The following is a 17082-nucleotide window of genomic DNA, read 5'->3' as shown; positions in this document are numbered from 1 at the left end:
AGGGAGCAGGCATGCAAGCGGGCATTGTCGAGGCGGGCTATGGATCGGACCCGGTCGGCCTGGTCAGCGGTTTCCTGTTCGCGCCCGGCGGGGCCATGCGCGAGATCGATTCGCGGGGCGCGGCGGCTTGGCTGCAGCAGGCGCCGCCGGCTGCCGCGCACGAGCGCTCCTTCGTCTGGCTGCATTTCAACCTGTCCCACAGCGCCTGCGAACGCTGGATGAAGGGGCACCTGGGGCTGCCGGACGAATACTTCGAGGCGCTGCGCCAGGGCTCGCGCTCGACGCGGATCGAGCGTCTGGACACCGCGCTGCTGGCCGTGGTCAACGATGTGATCTACAACTTCGGCGTCTCATCGACGGACATTTCGACCATGTGCGCCCACGCTGACCACCGCCTGCTGGTCACGGCCCGGGCGCGGCCGCTGCGCTCGGTGGACCGGCTGCGCGAGGCGGTGCGGCACGGCGAGGCGTTCCGCTCGCCGGCGGACCTGATGGTGCACCTGCTGCGCGACCAGGCCGACGTGCTGGTGCAGATCGTGCGTGAGACCGGCGTGAACGTCGACCAGATCGAGGACCAGCTGCTGTCGCAGCGGCTGCAGGGCAACCGCGCCGATCTGGGCGCGATGCGGCGCGGCCTGGTGCGGCTGCAACGGCTGCTGGCGCCGGAGCCGGGCGCGCTGTTCCGGCTGCTGAACCGGCCGCCGGCGTGGCTGCAGGAAGCCGACCTGCAGGAGCTGCGCGAATCGACCGAAGAGTTCTCGCTGGTGCTCAACGACCTTGCCGCGCTGGTCGAACGCATCAAGCTGCTGCAGGAAGAGATCGCCGCCAAGCTCAACGAGCAGACCAACCGCACGCTGTTCACGCTGACGCTGGTGACCGTGCTGGCGCTGCCGATCAATATCGTGGCCGGCTTCTTTGGCATGAACGTGGGCGGCATCCCGCTGGCCGAGCATCCGCACGGCTTCTGGGTGCTGGTGGCGCTGGTGGCCAGCTTCACTGTGCTGGCGGGGCGCTGGGCGTTTCGCAAGCAGGCAGGTTAGCGACGTTGGCGAGGTTGGCGGCGTGCCGGCCAGGCTGGCATGCCGCCAGCGTCTGCCGGATGCCCTCGGCGTAGGGCGTCTTGCGGATCGGCCCGATCAGCCGCTGCAGCGCGGCATCGTCCAGGATCAGCGGATCGGTCATCAGGTAGTGCATCTCGACCAGTTCGCGCATGAACGGGTTGAACAGCCCGAGCAGGCGCAGCATGCCCTTGCCGGCGATGCGCAGCCTGAGCCGGCGGCCGGTCTGCCTTTCCATCTCCAATACCAGTTCGCGCTGTGTCGTGGCGCCGGCGCCGGCCAGGTGCCAGATCCTGCCGAAGGCCGCGGGCGTATCCGCCAGCCGCGCCACCACCGGCCCCACGTCCGGCACATAGACGAACTCGTGCGGCGCATCGATCGGCCCGATCATGTCCGCGGTGCCGCCGGATACGGCAGCCTGCGCGGCGCGGTGCAGCAGGCTGGCCTGCACGCCCGGGCCGTAGAAGTCGGGCAGCCGCAGCACCGTGGCGCGGATGCGCCCGGCGGCGTCGGCCTGCATCAGCAGGTCTTCCTGCGCCTTGCGCATGCGGCCCTTGAAGGTATGCGGCGCGCGCGGGTGGTCCTCGCTGACCGGATTGCCGCCCTGGACGCGTCCGTAGGGGTAGACGGTGCCGATCAGGATGAATTGCCTGACGCCCGCTGCGAGCGCGCCATCCAGTGTCTTGCGCAGCAGTTCAGGGTGCAGGTCGAAGCGCCAGTAGTCGACGCCGACCATGTAGACCAGCGTGTCGATGCCGCTCGCCGCGGCCTGGACGGAGGCCGGCGAATCGGGGTCCCACGCGACGATCTCGGCGAGCGGGTCGGCCCCGAAGGCCTGGTGGAGGCGCGCCGTGTCGCGGCCGACTACGCGATACGGCTGGCCCCGGCCTGCCAGTGCGGCGGCGATGCTGTGGCCAATGGCGCCGGCGGCGCCAAACAGCGCGATCCTGGACATGGGAATCTCCTTGGCATGGGTGCTGTCGTGGTCTGATGCAGGCCAGTTTGCGGGCATCTCGGCAAAAAGAAAATTGCCTATAATCGGCTGGTTGCTAAACAAAAATGCATAGGCATGGCCGGCGAACCGAACTGGGAGTGGTACCGCACCTTCCTCCACGTGCTGGAAACCGGCTCGCTGTCGGCTGCCGGCCGCGCCATGGGCCTGACGCAGCCGACCGTCGGCCGCCATATCGACAGTCTTGAGGCCGCGCTGGGCCTGAAGCTCTTCACGCGCTCCTTCGACGGCTTCGCCCCGACCGACGCCGCACGCACGCTGCGGCCCTATGCCGCCGGACTCGCCGCCACGGCCGCGGCCATGCGGCGCGCGGCCAGCGGGCACGGTGCCGGCGTGCGCGGCACGGTGCGGCTGTCGGCGAGCGAGGTCGTCGGCGTCGAAGTGCTGCCGCCGATCCTGGCCGCACTGCGCGAAGCCCACCCGGCGCTGGAGATCGAACTGGTGCTGTCGAACCGCGTCGACGACCTGCTGCATCGCGAAGCCGATATCGCCGTGCGGATGTTCCGGCCCGAGCAGGATGCGCTCGTGGCCCAGCGCGTCGGCGGCATCGAACTGGGGCTGCATGCGCATGAGCGCTACCTGGCCGCGCACGGCGTGCCGCAGTCGCTGGAGGAACTGCCGGGGTTTGCCATGATCGGCTTCGACCGGGAGACGCTGTTCATCCGCCGCTTGCTTGAGCGCTTTCCGGCGTTCTCGCGCCAGCGCCTGGCCTTTCGCGCCGACAGCGACCTGGCCCAGCTGGGCGCGATCCGTGCCGGGTTCGGCATCGGCGTGTGCCATGCCGCGCTCGCGGCGCGCGCCCCGGGGCTGGTCAGGGTGTTGCGCAGCGAGTTTTCGGTGGCGATGGATACCTGGGTAGCGATGCACGAGGACTTGCGCGGCAGCGCGCGCTGCGCGGCGACGTTTGCCGCGCTGGTCGCAGGACTTCGCGACTACGCCGGAACGGCGACGATGGGGCCTTAGTCCGGCATCACGCCGGTGGCCTTGCTACCTGAGCGCGCGTGGCGAGATAGGGCAGGTTTGCCGCGACGAAGAACGCCAGCAGCAGCGCCCCCGCGCTCCATGCGAGCGCCGGCACCCACGGCATCAGGCTGGCCAGTATCGCGCCCTTGGCGGCGCCGGAGGCCACCGCGGCGATGCGCAGGAAAGCGGCGATGGCCAGCACGGCAAACACCAGCCCGGTGAGCCTGCCTTCGCGGCCCACACGCCCGGCATCGAGCGCGGCATTGGCCGCCGCGCCAAACATGATTCCCCACATGCCGCCGGCCAGGCATTGCGCGGCCAGCACCGCCTGCAGCGAAGCGGCGGCAATGAACCCGGACAAGGCCAGCGCGCCCAGCACCGACGCGGCGAGCAGCAGCACGCAGGCGGGAAAGCGCCGCAGCCATGGTGTCTCGGGCAGCAGCACGCACAGCGCGAAGCCGATCCAGAACGCCGGCATCACCCGCACCAGCTCGGCGCTGGCAACGAAGCGAAGGTAGGCCGGTCCGGAGTTGATCGCGGTGTGGACCTGGAAGCCCAGCGCGAGCAGCCAGACCGCTGCGAACAGCAGCCACAGGCGCCGCGGGCCGGCACTGGCAATCGGCGCCGCGTCAGCCCGTTGGCTTGCCGGCGGCAATTCAACCCAGCGCAGCGCGACCACGGCCACCACCAGTGCCGCGCTGGCCGCGGCAAAGGGGATCAACGGCGAAGCCTCGCGCAGCCGCGCCGTCAGCACCGGTGCCACCGCGCCGGCCAGGCCGATGCCGAGCAGCGACGCCAACACCAGGAACGACGAAGCCGATCCCTGCAGCCGCCGCGCGATGATCACCATGGGCGGCGCGCGCAGGGCCGAAGAGGTGGCGGCCCACAACGCGGTCAGGGCAAGCAGCAGCACCGGCGAGGAAGCCGAAGGCAGCAGCACGAACGCCAGCGCGGAAACCACCGACAGCGCCAGGATCCAGCCGCCGAGCCGGCGCATGCCGTTGGCGACACGGTCGGCGGCGATGCCCAGCGCCAGGTCCATGGCGACGAAGATCACCTGGTCCATCACCAGGATCCACGCAACCTGCGCGCGCGGGATGCCTGCCTGCGTGGCGAGCTGCGGCAGGAACGCCACGTAGAGGGTCCACGTGACCGCCAGCAGGAACTGCACGGAGCAGAAGATCAATGCGCGCATGCGGCCCACCTTGCCCGGTGTATTCCCTGGAAGGATAGGGCAAGGACGGGGGTAAAGCCGGGGGTAGGGCCGGGAGTAGGGCCGGGAGCGGGGCTCAGTAGTCGCGGAGCTTCTCGCCGTTGACCTCGACGAGCTGGTCCAGCCGCAGCGCCTCGCCCGTGCCGAGCGAGACAAACTCCACCCGCTCGCGGCTGAAGATATCGGTGATCGTCGCCGTCACTTGCCGCGCCGCGCCATCCTGGTCGCGATAGCGGATCACGGCGGGCCGGCGCACGGTGGCCAGCGCTTCGAGCAGGTCGTGGAATTCGCAGCTGATCGGGCTGTACGGGGTGGATGCCTGGTTCATGTCAGTAGCTCGTAATGCAGGGCGGTGGCCGGCGCCTTCAGTCGCCGGACCTGACCGACCGGATCAGGTTGTTGCGCAGCGTCGCCACCGCCTTCTGCAGGCGTGCGAATTCGTCCGGCGCCAGGCCGGTGGCTTCGGCCAGGCTGCCTTCGAGGCGCTTTTCGCGCAGGCGGCGGCCAGTGCGGGTCAGGCTGATCCGCACCTGGCGCTCGTCCTCGGGATCGCGCTGCCGTTCCACGTATCCCATGGCTTCGAGCTTCTTCAGGATCGGCGTCAGCGTGTTCGATTCCAGGAAAAGCTTCTCGCCCAGGCTGCCCACGGTCTGGTTGTCTTCCTCCCACAACGCCACGATGGTGATGTATTGCGTGTAGGTCAGCCCCAGTTGTTCGAGGACGGGCTTGTACGCCTTGCCGAACGCCAGGTTGGCGGAATAGACGGCGAAGCAGAGGAAATCGGACAGCTTGGGGTCCGCGGCGGCGGCCTTGTCGGTGGCTTTCATGGTCTGGCTCCCGTGTCTGGATGACGCTGCGGGAAATTATAGGTCGTATGCGATTGTATCGGGGATGCGATAACCGGATGCGACCCATGGGCCCCGGTCCGTGCCTTTTAGGCACGGACCGGGGCCGCGCGGCTGCGTCAGCCGGTGATGACGTTGATCGCCACGTCGATGTTGCCGCGCGTGGCCTTGGAGTACGGGCAGATTTCGTCAGCGGCATGGGCCACCGCCGTCGCCACGTCATGCGGCACGCCGGGCATGCGCACGTTCAGGCGGGCCTGCAGCAGGTACTCGCGGCCGGTCTGGCCCAGGTCCACCTCGATCTCGACGGCCAGGTCGGACGGCAGGGTCAGCTTGTGCGTCTTGGCCGCCAGGCCTACCGCGCTGATGTAGCACGCCGACCACGCGGCCGCGAACAGGCGCTCGGCGGTGGGATGCGCATCGCTGCCATCGAAGACATGGTTGGGGTTGGCTTCGCTGCCGGGCGACGACAGCCGCATGTCGACGGTGCCGTCATGCCCGCGGGGCGTGTTGCCGGCGGCGCTGAGGGTGGTGTAGGTCTTGCCGGTGGCCAGGACTTTGTCGATCTTGCTCATGGCGGGGGTTCCTTTCGGTCAGGTGGTATTTATATCTTGTGCGATTACATCGCATACGATATGTATGGGGAAAAACAATCAGCTCTCGCTGATCTATCGCAAACGCTTCAATCGCATGCGATGGAAAGCATGATGGGATACGGACCGGCTGAAGTCAAGGAGAATTTCCACGCCACCGTGCAACTGTGCGGGAGCCGCCTCAGTCTTCCTCGACAAAGAACTCGATCGCCTCCTGGCCGGCATCGCCGGGTGCGGAGAACGTGATCCAGCCGTGGCCCCGCAGCGTGATCTCGTCACGGCGCAGCATCAGGCTGTCTTCGCCGTCGATGCGGACATGGGTGCCGTTGGAACTGCGGTCGATCAGCACGAAGCGGCCGCCGCGCGGCTCGACAGTCGCCTGGAAGCGCGACACCTGCCGGTCGAGGATGACGATGCTCATGGTGCTGTCGCGGCCGATGGTCAGCGGCGCCGAGGTGGCGTCCATCTCGAACAGCGTGTCGCGGTAGCGCAGCGACAGGAACAGCGAGCGGCGCGCCGCGACATCAACCGGGGCGACCAGGGTCAGCTCGGTGTTCTGCTGCCAGATCGCCTCGTACAGCTCGATCAGCTGCAGCTTGCCGCGCACCTGGATCGGATACAGCGCGCGCGTCATCTGCCGCAGCGGTGCCGATAGCTGCTCCACGGCATGCTTGCTGGTGATGATCTGTCCGCGCGAGGCCAGCTTGACCAGCCGCGCGGCCAGGTTGACCGTGTCGCCGAACACGTCGCCGCCTTCGTCCGACAGGATCGGGCCATGGTGGAAACCGATATGGATCGACAAGGCTATGCCGGCGATCGGTGCCAGCCCGGCCACGCCCTCCTGCATGTCGAGTGCGGCCTGCATCGCGTGATCGGCGGCGGGGAACAGCACCATGATTTCGTCGCCGATGGTCTTGACCACGCGCCCTTGCGCGAGCGCGGCGCGCGCCTTCATCAGCGCCAGGCATTGGCGGATGGCGGCGAGTGCCACCGCGTCGCCGGCCTTGTCGTAAAGCCGCGTGCTGTCGCAGATGTCCGCGAACATCACGGCGCCGTCGCATTGGTCGGCTGGCGAACCTGGATCCTTTTGCATCACCGGCGAAGTTGTCAGTTTTCCGGGCGGGCAGCGCGGGCTGCTGCGGGCACGCGCCACGTCTGCATGATAGGAATTCCACTGGCGGATTGCTGGCCCGCACGCGCTCGCCGCCGGTGCGCAAAGCCTCAGGTGTGGCGTGGCGCCGACTAGAATGAATCAGCCTGTGTTTGTCCCTCTGTTTTGTCTCTGTATCGCGGGAGGAAGATGCCATGGCGGAAATCGAGAAAGACAAGGTCGTCGGGGTGCTGAACCAGATACTGGAAGCCGAACTCGCCGGGGTTGTGCGCTATACGCACTATTCCTTCCTGGTGTTCGGCTTCGGCCGCATTCCCGTAGTGTCCTGGCTGCGCGAACAGGCCAACGAATCGTTGCTCCATGCGCAGCAGGCCGGGGAGTGGATCACCACGCTGGGCGCGTATCCCTCGCTCGGCATCGCGGCGCTGCTGGACAGCCACACCACCGACATCGGCACCATCCTGCGCGAATCGCTGGCGACCGAGCGGCAGGCGCTGGACCTGTACCGCCAGCTGCTGACCCTGGTCGAGGGCCGCTCGGTGGCGCTGGAAGAATATGCGCGCGAGTCGATCCAGCTGGAGGAACTGCATGCCGGCGAGGTCGACAAGATGCTGCGCAAGCCCGGACAGCCCTAAGTTGATGGGCGGGTTTGTGGCCCGGGTGACGAAAAGGTTGCCCGAGCCCCCGGGCTCGCCTAGACTGGATTTCGGCCGGCGCTGAGTACAAGCCTGGCGTACCGATGTGAACCTTTGCGGCTTGTACCGCGGGGAGACGCTCGATGTTGCCCACGCCCATTTCCGAGAAGGCGCTGTCCCGCGGGTTGCTTGACGTCCTGATCCGCGCCGGGCTGATCGCCGTGCTGGCGGTTTTCTGCTTCCAGATCTTCCATCCGTTCGTCGACCTGCTGCTGTGGTCAGTGATCCTGGCGGTCACCATATACCCGCTGCAGGTCAGGCTGCGCGCCCGCATGGGAGGGCATGACGGGCGTGTCGCCACGCTGATCGTCGTGCTGGTCCTTGCCATCATCCTGGTGCCGACCTACCTGCTGGGCCAGGCACTGGTCGATTCGGTGGAGAACGCCATCGCCATGGTCCGGGACGACCGCGTGCATATCCCGATGCCGGCGGAGTCGGTCGCCGCGTGGCCGGTCGTCGGGCAGCGCCTCTACGATTTCTGGCTGCAGGCTGCCACCGACATGACAGCGGTGATGGAAAAGCTGATGCCGCAACTCAAGGGCGTCAGCCTGGCGCTGCTGGGCAAGCTCGCCGGCGTCGGCGTGGCCCTGCTGGTCCTGCTGTTCGCGCTGATCATCGCCGGCATCATCATGGCCTATGGCGAGGAAGGGACGCACAGCGCCAGGCAGATCGCCTCGCGCGTGTTCGGCCCGGAGCGCGGCCCGCGGCTGGCCATGCTGTGCACCGCCACCATCCGCGCGGTGGCGCAGGGCGTGGTAGGCATCGCCTTCATCCAGATGCTGCTGATCGGCGTTGCCTTCGTGGTCAAGGGTATTCCCGGTGCCGGCCTGCTGGCGCTGGCGGTGCTGCTGCTCGGCATCATGCAGTTGCCGGCGACGCTGATCACCGTCCCGGTGATCATCCTTGTCTTTGCCGCCGAGGGTGCCACCGGGGGGACCGTGATTTTTGCCGTCTACACCTTTATCGCGGGACTGGCCGACAACGTGCTCAAGCCGCTGATGCTCGGCCGCGGCGTGGACGTGCCGATGCCGGTGGTGCTGATCGGCGCGCTGGGCGGGATGGTGACAGGCGGCGTCATCGGGCTGTTTATCGGTCCCGTGATGCTGGCCGTGGCCTACCGGCTGTTCTGGCAGTGGGTTGAAGACCAGCCGCCTCCGCAGCCTGCGCAGCCGGTGCCCGAATCGATCGAGCAGACCGCGGAATAGTGCAGGCCGGTTCGCCTCATGCCCGTGCGCAACCGGCCGAACGGAATGCTGCTGGCCGGCGTGCTGTGCCTGGGCGCATGCGCGCGGGTGGGCCCCGACTTCCAGCCGCAGCGCGAGGCGTGGACGGCCTCATGGGACAGCCCGGCGCTGCAGGGCGCGACTGAACGGCGCCCGGCGCCCGACCTGGGGCAGTGGTGGCAGGTATTCGGCGACCCGACGCTGGAGCGCCTGATCGCCGAGGCCGATGCCAACAATGCAGGACTGCGCATCGCCGGCCTGCGCGTGATGGAAGCGCGCGCGCAGCTCGGCATCGCCCAGAGCGGCCGCTACCCGCAGCTGCAGCAGGTGAGCACCGATGCGCTGTACACCTCCAGCCGCCAGGCCGGCGGGCGCAACCCGCAGAACAGCCGCTTCTGGCAGTTCAGCGCGGGCTTCGACATCGGCTGGGAGCTGGACTTCTGGGGGCGCTTCAGCCGCGCCATCGAATCGGCCGATGCCGCGTACTTTGCCGCGCGCGCCAACCACGAGGATGTGCTGGTGCTGCTGCGCGCCCAGGTGGCCGAGACCTACTTCGCGCTGCGCACCGCCGAGGCGCGGCTGCGCATCGCCCGCGACAATGCCCGGCTGCAGCAGCGCAGCTTTGAAATCACCGAGCGGCTGTTCCGCAGCGGCGAGACCGACGAGCTCGACCTGCAGCAAGCCAAGACGCAGTACCTGGGCACGCTCAGCAGCATCCCCGAGTTCGAGGGCCAGATCCTGCGCACGCGCAATGCGCTGGCGGTGCTGGCGGGCCACCCTCCCGGCGCGCTGCCGGAGCTGCCCGAACTCGCGGAGCGGGAAGGGGCCCTCCCGCTGCTCGACCGCGCCGTGGTGCAGGACGTGCCGGCCAGCCTGCTGGTGCGCCGTCCGGATGTGCGCGCCGCGGAGCTGCAGATTGCGGCGCAGTCGGCGTTGATCGGCGTGGCCGAGGCCGATCTCTACCCGTCGCTGTCGCTCTTGGGCAGCATCGTCTGGTCCGCCAGCACGCTGGCCGGCACGCCCAACACGCTGGCGCTGGTGGGCGGGCCCAGCCTGCGCTGGAACGTGTTCGACTATGGCCGCATCCGCAACAACGTGCGGGTGCAGGACGCACGCCTGCAGCAGCTGATCGTGGCCTACCAGGACGCGGTGCGGCAGGCCGCGCGCGAAGCCGACGATGCCGCCAGCGGCCTGCTCAAGTCGCTGGAGCGCGAAGAGATCCTGCGCGAAGGCACGGTCGCCGCCAACCGTTCGCTGTCGCTGGCCAACTCGCTCTACCGCGAGGGCTATTCCGACTTCCAGCGCGTGCTGGACGCGCAGCGGGCGCTGGCAGCCCAGCAGGATGCCTACGTGCTCAACCGCAGCAGCGCCGTGAGCAACCTGATCGCGCTGTACAAGGCGCTGGGCGGCGGCTGGCACAGCGAACTGCCTCTGGTCGACCCGGCGACGCGCCAGCAGATGCAGCAGCGCACCAACTGGGGCGACCTGTTCGAAGAAGCCGCGCGGCCGGCCGCGCCTGCGGGGGCGGGCGTTCCGGCGACACCACGGCAGGTATCCAACGCGGAGGCCCGATGAGCGACACGCCACAGCCCGCAGCAGTCCCGCCGGAGCCAGCATCGCCACCGCCACCGCCGCCGCCGCCGCCCGCCGCGGCAGCGACCGCCGATCCGGCCAGGAAAGGCATTCGCTGGGTGCTCGTGCTGATCGCCGTGAGCCTGGTGTGGTACCTGCTGGCCGACCGGCTCACGCCCTATACCCAGCAGGCGCGCGTGCAGGCCTTCGTGGTGCCGGTGGCGTCGGAGGTGGCGGGGCGCGTGACCCGCGTCCATGTGCGCAACAACCAGGACGTGGCGGCCGGCACGGTGCTGTTCGAGGTCGACCCGCAGCACTACCGGATCGCCGCCGACCGCGCGCGCGCCGACCTGGAGTCGACGCGCCGGCAGATCGGCGCCAGCACCGCCGGCATCGAATCGGCGCAGGCGGCGCTGCGCGCAGCGCGCGCCAACGAGGTCAAGGCGCGCCAGGACAGCGAACGCCTGGAGCGCCTGTACCGCGAGGACCAGGGCACCATATCGCTGCGCCGGCTGGAGATCGCGCGTGCCAGCCTGGAAGCAGCCACCGCGCAGGTGGCCGCGGCCCGCGCCGAGGTCCAGCGCGCGCGCGAGCAGGAGGGCGGCAGCGCCGAAGACAACGCCAAGCTGCGCAGCGCCGCCGCCGCGCTGGAAAAGGCCGAGCTGGACCTGGCCAATACCAGCGTGCGCGCGCGCTCGGCCGGGCTGGTCACCGATCTGCGCACCGAGACCGGCCAGTTTGCCGCTGCGGGCAATCCGGTGATGACGCTGATCACCATCCACGACGTATGGATCAACGCGGAGATGACCGAGAACAACCTTGGCCACGTGGTGCCCGGCACGCCGGTGGCGATCGTGCTGGATTCGCTGCCGGGGCGGGTCTTCACCGGGCGCGTGCGCAGTGTCGGCTATGGTGTCAGTGTCGGCGGCCCCCCCACGCAGCCCGGCAGCCTGCCGACGGTGCAGAACAGCCGCGACTGGCTGCGCCCGGCCCAGCGTTTCCCGGTGACGGTGGAATTCGATCCCGGCCAGTTGTCGTCGCTGCGCGGCGTGCGCGTGGGCGGGCAGGCGGAGGTCATGGCGTTTCCGACGGAAGGCAATCCGCTCAACCCGCTCGGCCGCGCCTTCCTGTACCTGATGAGCTGGCTGTCCTATGTCTACTGACAGCCCGGCGACGGTACCGGCGGCATCGCGGCCGCCGCCCTCGCCGCGCGCACGGCGCGCGCTGCGCCTGGCCGGCGGCACCGCGTGGTGCCTGGCGGCCAGCTTCGGCCTGGGCCTGCCGATCCCGATGCTCGCGCCAGTGCTGGCCATATTCCTGCTCGCCGGCATGAACCGTCCGCTGGCGTTCAAGACCGGCGTGGGCCTGGCGCTGGTGGTGATGCTGACCACCGGCAGCGGCCTGCTGCTGATTCCCTTGCTGCGCCACTACCCGGTCAGCGGCGTGCTGCTGACCGGCCTGTGCCTGTTCCTGGCATTCCGCTACGGCTTGCGCGGCGGCAACAACCTGGTGTCGACCTTCCTGGTGGTCGGCCTGACCATGATCTCGTCGGCCGGCACCTTCGACTTCGGCCTGGCCGTGACGGTCATTGCCGCGCTGGTCAAGGGGCTGCTGCTGGCGGTGCTGGCGCTGGCGCTCGGGCATTGGCTTTTTCCCGAGCCCGCGGGCACACCGGCGGCGCCCCCGGCCAGCGCGCTGCCGGACGACCTGGCGGCGTGGGTCGCACTGCGCGCGGCGCTGGTGGTGATGCCAGCCTTCCTGCTCACGATGACCGATCCCACCACCTACATGCCGATCATCATGAAGGCGGTCAGCCTGGGCCGGCAGAGCTGCACCACTTCTGCGCGCAACGCGGGCCGCGAGCTGCTGGGCTCGACGCTGCTCGGCGGCCTGCTGGCGATCGCATTCTGGGGCGCGCTCAGCCTGTTCGTGCACCTGTGGATGTATTTCCTGTGGATGCTGCTGTTTGCGCTGCTGGTGGCGCGCAAGCTCTATGGGCTCAGCCCCTCGCGCCAGGCGCCCGGCTTCTGGCTCAATACGCTGGTGACGCTGGTCATCCTGCTGGGGCAGTCGGTGCAGGACAGCGCGGCCGGCAAGGACGTCTATACCGCCTTTGTCGTGCGCATGGGGCTGTTTATCGGCGTCACGCTGTACGCGTGGCTGATGATCGAGCTGCTGGACCAGCCGCGCGCGATGCGCAGAGGGCAACCGCAGTCGTCGCAATAGATGCCCGGCATCAATCCACCCAGGGGTTGGCCAAAACGATCCCGGTCCCTTCGAAGTCCTTTCCGTTGCGCGTGGCGAGCGTGGCGCCGTTATGCCTGCAAATGGCAGCAATCTGCGCATCTGCCATGCTGATCGGACGACCATTGCGCTCTCGCTGTGAAACGAGCGCGGCATAGTGCACGGCGGCGTTCTCGTCGAACGGAAGCACCCGCTCGGCAAACTCCTCGTCGAGCATCTTCAGTGCGGCATCACGTAGAAAGTCTTATCCCAGCGCCAGCCCGCCATGCGCCAGCAACTGGCGGAAGACCGCCAGCTGGGTTTCGCCGGTCTCGGCCAGCCGGTGGCACACGTGCACGTGGGCATCCATGTCGCTGTGGCCGCGCAGCGCGTCCTTGCACTCGCGCTCGGAAATCTCCACGTGGACCCCCGTCAGGATGGCGCGCCCGTAGCCCACGCGCGCGGACACGATCGCAGGCGGGGAGCCGGCCATGCCGGTGTAGACCGCCAGCACCTGCGTACCCGGGCCGGGCTCACCCCCGAAATCGAACATGCAGCCGCCGTGGTAGTGCATGTAGAGAGAGACCGGTGTCGGTGTCAGGTGATCGGTGGTGCGGATCTCCACGGCCGCGGCGGTGCGCGGCGTGCCGTCGTACAAGCGTCCGCCGGTGAGGTCGGGCAGCGAGCCGACCGCCACCGCGTCGACAAAGCGCAACTCGCGGGCGCCGCAGATCGCGCCCGAGGTGCCGGCGTGAAAAGCAAGCTCCCGGCACGCGTAGTAGGCGCCGGCGCAGATGCCCAGGTAGACGCCGCCCCGTTCGATAAAGCTGCGGATGCGCGCGTTGGGTGCGCCATTGAGCGCCGCGCAGTAGGGCAGGTCGGCGCCGCCCGGCATCACGAACATCACCGCGTCGTCGAACAGCGTTGGGTCGTGGCGGATATCGTCGGCCATGACCGCGCGGATTTCGTAGGCGCCGGCCTGCAGCTGGTGGCCGATGGTGCGCATCAGGCAGGCGGTCCAGTCGGAGGCGCCGGCGTCGACATACGTCAGGATCTTGTGCTTGGACATGCTGGTCGTGGCGGTTGGGGGCGGGTGGCACAGGCAACGCTTATCGCTTGCTTTCTACCCTAGTTTTCGCGACGGCGCAGTACCGGCTTTCCTGGGGCCGCGCGCCGCCATCGTTTCGCGTACGGCTTCGCGCACGCATTCCGCCAGCAGCGCCGCCGCGCGCGTCTGGCCGGTACCCGCCTGCGCGATCACCAGCGGCTGGCGCACGGTTTCCTCGAGGATTGGCTTTTCCACGACGCTGGCCGACTGGCCGGAGGCCGGCGCCTGCGTGATCAGCAACGCGGAACCCAGCCCGTTCGCCACCATGCTGCGCGCCAGTTCCAGCGACGTGGCGCGGTAGCGCACCTCCGGCTGCAGGCCGAATTGCCAGAACGGCGCCATCAGGAATTCGCGGCTGTGCGGCAGGTCGATCAGGATCAGCGGCTCGCGCGCCAGCGCGTGCAGCGAGATTGCGGCCTTGCCGCGGGCCAGCTTCGAGCCGGCCGGCACCAGCCCGTAGGGCCGCAGTTCCGCCAGCACTTCGCGGCCGATCTCGACAGGCAGCCCCACGTCGTAGGTCAGCGCCAGCTCGATCTGGCCACCGTGCAGCCAGTCTTCGAGCTGGGCCAGGTCGCCTTCGACAAAACGCACCGCGAGCCGGGGATAGCGCTCGCGTGCCACGCGCAGCACCGCCGGCAGGTAGGCCGGCGCCAGCGTGCGGAACACGCCGATGCGCACCTCGCCGGCGTCGCCGTCGCCGCGCTGGTCGATCTCGAATGCCGTTGCCGCGCCCAGGATCCGGCGCGCTTCCGCCAGCTTGCGTGCCCCGAAGCGGGTCAGCGCCAGCCTGGTGCCCGCATCGCGGGCGAACAGGGCTTCGTCGAACAAGGCTTCCAGCTCGCGGATGGCGACCGAGATGGAAGGCTGCGAGACATTGAGCAGCCGCGCGGCGGCGGCGGTGCTGCCGGTTTCCGCCGTGGCGGCGAAGTAGCGCAACAGGCGCAGCGAGATGCGCGAAGGCGATGGCTGCGATGCCATTAAATAATCCTATAGGTGCTACTCGAAATCAATATTTTACTTGATAGCCTGCGCTGCGCAGAATCGGCCCACCAGCCCTTGAGGAGCAAGACCATGACGCATTCGAACCTGCCTGATGTGCCCGATCTCCCGCTAGCCGGCCTGCGCGTGATCGATTTCTCGCGCGTGCTCGCCGGCCCGTATTGCACCGCGTTGCTCGGCGACCTCGGCGCCGAAGTCATCAAGGTAGAGCCGCCCGGCGGCGACGACTATCGCGCGGTCGGTCCCTTCTCCGACGGCAAGAGCGGCCTGTTCTCGGCGATGAACCGCAACAAGCAGAGCATCGTGATCGACCTGAAGACGGACGACGGCCTGGCTGTCGCCCGCGCGCTGTGCCGCGGTGCCGACGTGGTGGTGGAAAACTTCCGCCCCGGCGTGGCGGACAAGCTCGGCATCGGTTACGCCGCGCTGCGCGAACTGAACCCGCCGCTGGTCTATGCCAGCGTGTCGGGCTTTGGCCAGACCGGCCCGGAATCGCACCGCCCGGCCTACGACATCATCCTGCAGGCGATGTGCGGGCTGATGGACGCCACCGGTGCGCCCGACGGCGCGCCGACCATGCTCGGCGAGGCCGTGTCCGACGCCGTCAGCGGCCTGTTCGCCTCGTGGGGCGTGCTGGCCGCGCTGCTGGCGCGCGAGAAGACGGGGCGCGGCACGCATGTCGATGTGTCGATGTTCGATGCCACGCTCAGCCTCAGCGCCACGCTGGTCGCGCGCTACGCGGCCACCGGGCTGGCGCCGCGGCGCGTGGGCAACCGCCATCCGTCGTCGGCGCCGTTCGGCGCGTATCGCGCCGCGGATGGCTTCTACGTGGTGGCGGTGCTGAACAACAAGCTGTTCCAGGCGCTGGCCGACGCCATCGGCCAGCCCGCGATGGCGCACGACCCGCGCTTTGCCGATGACGAGACGCGGTGCCGCTTCGAGTCCGACCTGCGCGCCATGCTGGAGAACTGGTCGGCGACGCGCACGGTGGCGGAGGTGAACGCCGTGCTCGGCGCCGCCGGCATCCCGGTCGCGCCGATCCGCAATGTCAAGGAAGCGCTGGAAAGCGAGCACGCGGCGCATCGCCGCCTGCTGACCGAGGTGCCCGGCACGGACGGCGGCACGGTGCGCCTGCCGTCGCAGCCGGTCAAGTTCTCTGCCTACGGCGCCAACCGCGTGACGCCCGCGCCGGCGCTGGGCCAGCACACCGGGGCCATCCTGGCCGCGCACGATTTCAGTAATTTCAATAAGGAGAAGCAACATGCATAAGCGAATGGGCGTCGAAGCGGAAGACCTGGAGATCGCCGACGCGATCGGCCGCTTCGCGCAGAGCGAGCTGGCCCCGAACGCCGCCGCGGTGGATCGCGACGAAACCTCCACCACGCGCTACGTGCCGCAGCTTGCCGAGCTCGGCCTGATGGGCATGAACCTGCCCGAACGCTGGGGCGGGACCGAGACCTCGCCGGTCGCGCTGATCCTGTCGCTGGCCGAAGTCGCGAAGGCCTGCGCGTCGACCTCGTCGATGATCGGCGCGCACTACCTGGCCACCGACTCCATCCTGATCGGCGGCGACGACAGCCTGCGCGCACGCTACCTGCCCGACGCCGCCGCCGGCCGCAAGCTTGGCGCGTTCGCGCTGACCGAGCCGCGCGCCGGTTCCAACCCCGCCGACATGGCCACGCGCGCCACCCCCGAAAGCGACGGCTACCGCCTGCGCGGCGTCAAGCACTTCATCTCCAACGCCGACGCCGCGGACTTTATCGTCGTCTACGCCAAGACCGATCCCGCGGCCGGCACGCGCGGCATCAGCGCCTTCGTGGTGGACCGGCACAGCGCCGGCGTGGAGGTCGCGCCCGCCGAGAAGCTGATGGGCATCCGCGGCGCGCCGGCGCACGAGGTGGCGCTGGACTGCTTCGTTCCCGCGGCAAACCGGCTGGGAGCGGAAGGCAGCGGCTTCCGCACGGCGATGAAGGTGCTCGACAACAGCCGCCTCGACGTGGCCGCCACCAGCCTCGGCATCAGCGAAGCGGCGCTGGCGTGCGCGGTCGACTGGGCCAGGCAGCGCCAGGTCAGCGGCGAGCCGCTGGCGCGCAAGCAGGGCCTGCAGTGGATGTTCGCGGACATGCGCACGCGGCTCGAAGCCGCCTGGCTGCTGACGCTGCAGGCCGCGGTGCGGCGCCGCGACGGCGAGCCCTTCACCGAGCATGCATCGATGGCCAAGCTCTATGCCTCGGAGACGGTCGCCTTCGTCACCGATACCGCCTTGCAGATCCACGGCGGCTACGGCTTCACGCGCGAGATGCCGCTGGAGCGGCTGGTGCGCGATGCGCGCATCCTGCGCATCTACGAAGGCTCGTCGGAGATCCAGCGCACGGTGATTGCGCGCGCGGTGCTGGCGTAGGGCGTGCGCCGCAAGACGCCCCGACTGCATCCGTTGCTCTCGCCCATTCAGGAAAACGACAAGGGC

Annotated in this window: 18 protein-coding genes; 9 read left to right on the top strand and 9 right to left on the bottom strand. The window is 69.0% G+C overall.

The annotated features are described in order from the left end of the window. Window positions 1-11: 11 nt before the first annotated feature. A complete protein-coding gene (locus E1J61_RS17325) occupies window positions 12-1040 on the top strand; it encodes a transporter (RefSeq protein ID WP_133095267.1) in 1029 nt (342 codons plus the stop codon). Here the strand turns inward: E1J61_RS17325 and E1J61_RS17320 are convergent. After that, window positions 994-2013: an NAD-dependent epimerase/dehydratase family protein gene (locus E1J61_RS17320; protein ID WP_133095266.1), complete on the bottom strand. Its 1020-nt coding sequence runs from the start codon at window positions 2011-2013 to the stop codon at window positions 994-996. The genes E1J61_RS17325 and E1J61_RS17320 overlap by 47 nt on opposite strands. Before the next feature lie 114 nt (window positions 2014-2127). On the opposite strand from E1J61_RS17320, the gene E1J61_RS17315 reads away from it, so the two are divergent. After that, entirely contained in the window at window positions 2128-3033 is a 906-nt protein-coding gene (locus tag E1J61_RS17315) for a LysR family transcriptional regulator (RefSeq protein ID WP_133095265.1), read from the top strand. 7 nt (window positions 3034-3040) lie between these two features. On the opposite strand, the gene E1J61_RS17310 is transcribed toward E1J61_RS17315, so the two are convergent. The 5 genes from E1J61_RS17310 to E1J61_RS17290 form a co-directional block, all read right to left on the bottom strand. Next, window positions 3041-4228: an MFS transporter gene (locus E1J61_RS17310; RefSeq protein ID WP_133095264.1), complete on the bottom strand. Its 1188-nt coding sequence runs from the start codon at window positions 4226-4228 to the stop codon at window positions 3041-3043. 94 nt (window positions 4229-4322) lie between these two features. Beyond that, a complete protein-coding gene (locus E1J61_RS17305) occupies window positions 4323-4574 on the bottom strand; it encodes a hypothetical protein (RefSeq protein WP_133095263.1) in 252 nt (83 codons plus the stop codon). A gap of 37 nt (window positions 4575-4611) precedes the next feature. Continuing rightward, window positions 4612-5073 carry a MarR family winged helix-turn-helix transcriptional regulator gene (locus E1J61_RS17300; protein ID WP_133095262.1) on the bottom strand — a complete coding sequence of 154 codons (462 nt, stop codon included), beginning with the start codon at window positions 5071-5073 and terminating at the stop codon, window positions 4612-4614. A 137-nt stretch (window positions 5074-5210) separates the two neighbouring features. Further along, the gene (locus E1J61_RS17295) at window positions 5211-5666 is read right to left on the bottom strand and encodes an Ohr family peroxiredoxin (RefSeq protein WP_133095261.1); all 456 of its coding nucleotides are present in this window, start codon (window positions 5664-5666) and stop codon (window positions 5211-5213) included. Between the two features lie 199 nt (window positions 5667-5865). After that, a complete protein-coding gene (locus E1J61_RS17290) occupies window positions 5866-6729 on the bottom strand; it encodes an adenylate/guanylate cyclase domain-containing protein (RefSeq protein WP_133095260.1) in 864 nt (287 codons plus the stop codon). A gap of 260 nt (window positions 6730-6989) precedes the next feature. Between E1J61_RS17290 and E1J61_RS17285 the strand changes: the two genes are divergently transcribed. From E1J61_RS17285 to E1J61_RS17265, 5 genes are all read left to right on the top strand, one after another. Beyond that, the gene (locus tag E1J61_RS17285) at window positions 6990-7430 is read left to right on the top strand and encodes a bacterioferritin (RefSeq protein ID WP_133095259.1); all 441 of its coding nucleotides are present in this window, start codon (window positions 6990-6992) and stop codon (window positions 7428-7430) included. 143 nt (window positions 7431-7573) lie between these two features. Beyond that, window positions 7574-8695: an AI-2E family transporter gene (locus tag E1J61_RS17280; RefSeq protein WP_133095258.1), complete on the top strand. Its 1122-nt coding sequence runs from the start codon at window positions 7574-7576 to the stop codon at window positions 8693-8695. Window positions 8696-8713: 18 nt separating this feature from the next. Beyond that, window positions 8714-10288 carry an efflux transporter outer membrane subunit gene (locus E1J61_RS17275; RefSeq protein WP_133095257.1) on the top strand — a complete coding sequence of 525 codons (1575 nt, stop codon included), beginning with the start codon at window positions 8714-8716 and terminating at the stop codon, window positions 10286-10288. After that, window positions 10285-11448 (top strand): HlyD family secretion protein, encoded by a 1164-nt coding sequence (locus tag E1J61_RS17270; RefSeq protein ID WP_133095256.1) that lies wholly within the window; start codon window positions 10285-10287, stop codon window positions 11446-11448. Before E1J61_RS17275 ends, E1J61_RS17270 begins: the two co-directional genes overlap by 4 nt. Continuing rightward, window positions 11438-12511, top strand: a complete 1074-nt coding sequence (locus E1J61_RS17265) for a DUF2955 domain-containing protein (protein WP_133095255.1) — start codon at window positions 11438-11440, stop codon at window positions 12509-12511. The genes E1J61_RS17270 and E1J61_RS17265 overlap by 11 nt, the downstream gene beginning before the upstream one ends. Window positions 12512-12521: 10 nt before the next feature. Here E1J61_RS17265 and E1J61_RS17260 read toward each other — a convergent pair whose 3' ends face one another. Genes E1J61_RS17260 through E1J61_RS17250 form a run of 3 tightly spaced genes read right to left on the bottom strand, consistent with a single transcriptional unit; the run spans window position 12522 to window position 14594 of the window. After that, window positions 12522-12746, bottom strand: coding sequence for a PIN domain-containing protein (locus E1J61_RS17260; RefSeq protein ID WP_133095254.1), 225 nt, complete (start codon window positions 12744-12746; stop codon window positions 12522-12524). A 27-nt stretch (window positions 12747-12773) separates the two neighbouring features. Further along, window positions 12774-13577 (bottom strand): BPL-N domain-containing protein, encoded by an 804-nt coding sequence (locus E1J61_RS17255; RefSeq protein ID WP_133095253.1) that lies wholly within the window; start codon window positions 13575-13577, stop codon window positions 12774-12776. A 54-nt stretch (window positions 13578-13631) separates the two neighbouring features. Next, window positions 13632-14594: a LysR substrate-binding domain-containing protein gene (locus E1J61_RS17250; protein ID WP_133095252.1), complete on the bottom strand. Its 963-nt coding sequence runs from the start codon at window positions 14592-14594 to the stop codon at window positions 13632-13634. A gap of 93 nt (window positions 14595-14687) precedes the next feature. Between E1J61_RS17250 and E1J61_RS17245 the strand changes: the two genes are divergently transcribed. Together E1J61_RS17245 and E1J61_RS17240 are read left to right on the top strand one after the other, a co-directional pair. After that, window positions 14688-15884, top strand: coding sequence for a CaiB/BaiF CoA-transferase family protein (locus E1J61_RS17245; RefSeq protein WP_133095251.1), 1197 nt, complete (start codon window positions 14688-14690; stop codon window positions 15882-15884). Next, the gene (locus tag E1J61_RS17240) at window positions 15877-17016 is read left to right on the top strand and encodes an acyl-CoA dehydrogenase family protein (protein ID WP_133095250.1); all 1140 of its coding nucleotides are present in this window, start codon (window positions 15877-15879) and stop codon (window positions 17014-17016) included. The genes E1J61_RS17245 and E1J61_RS17240 overlap by 8 nt, the downstream gene beginning before the upstream one ends. Window positions 17017-17082 lie beyond the last annotated feature (66 nt).

This window comes from Cupriavidus sp. L7L, assembly GCF_004353535.1.
Taxonomy (GTDB): Bacteria; Pseudomonadota; Gammaproteobacteria; order Burkholderiales; family Burkholderiaceae; genus Cupriavidus; species Cupriavidus oxalaticus_A.
Note: the sequence above shows the minus strand (reverse complement) of the source record. Positions and strands in the feature narration are given on the sequence as shown.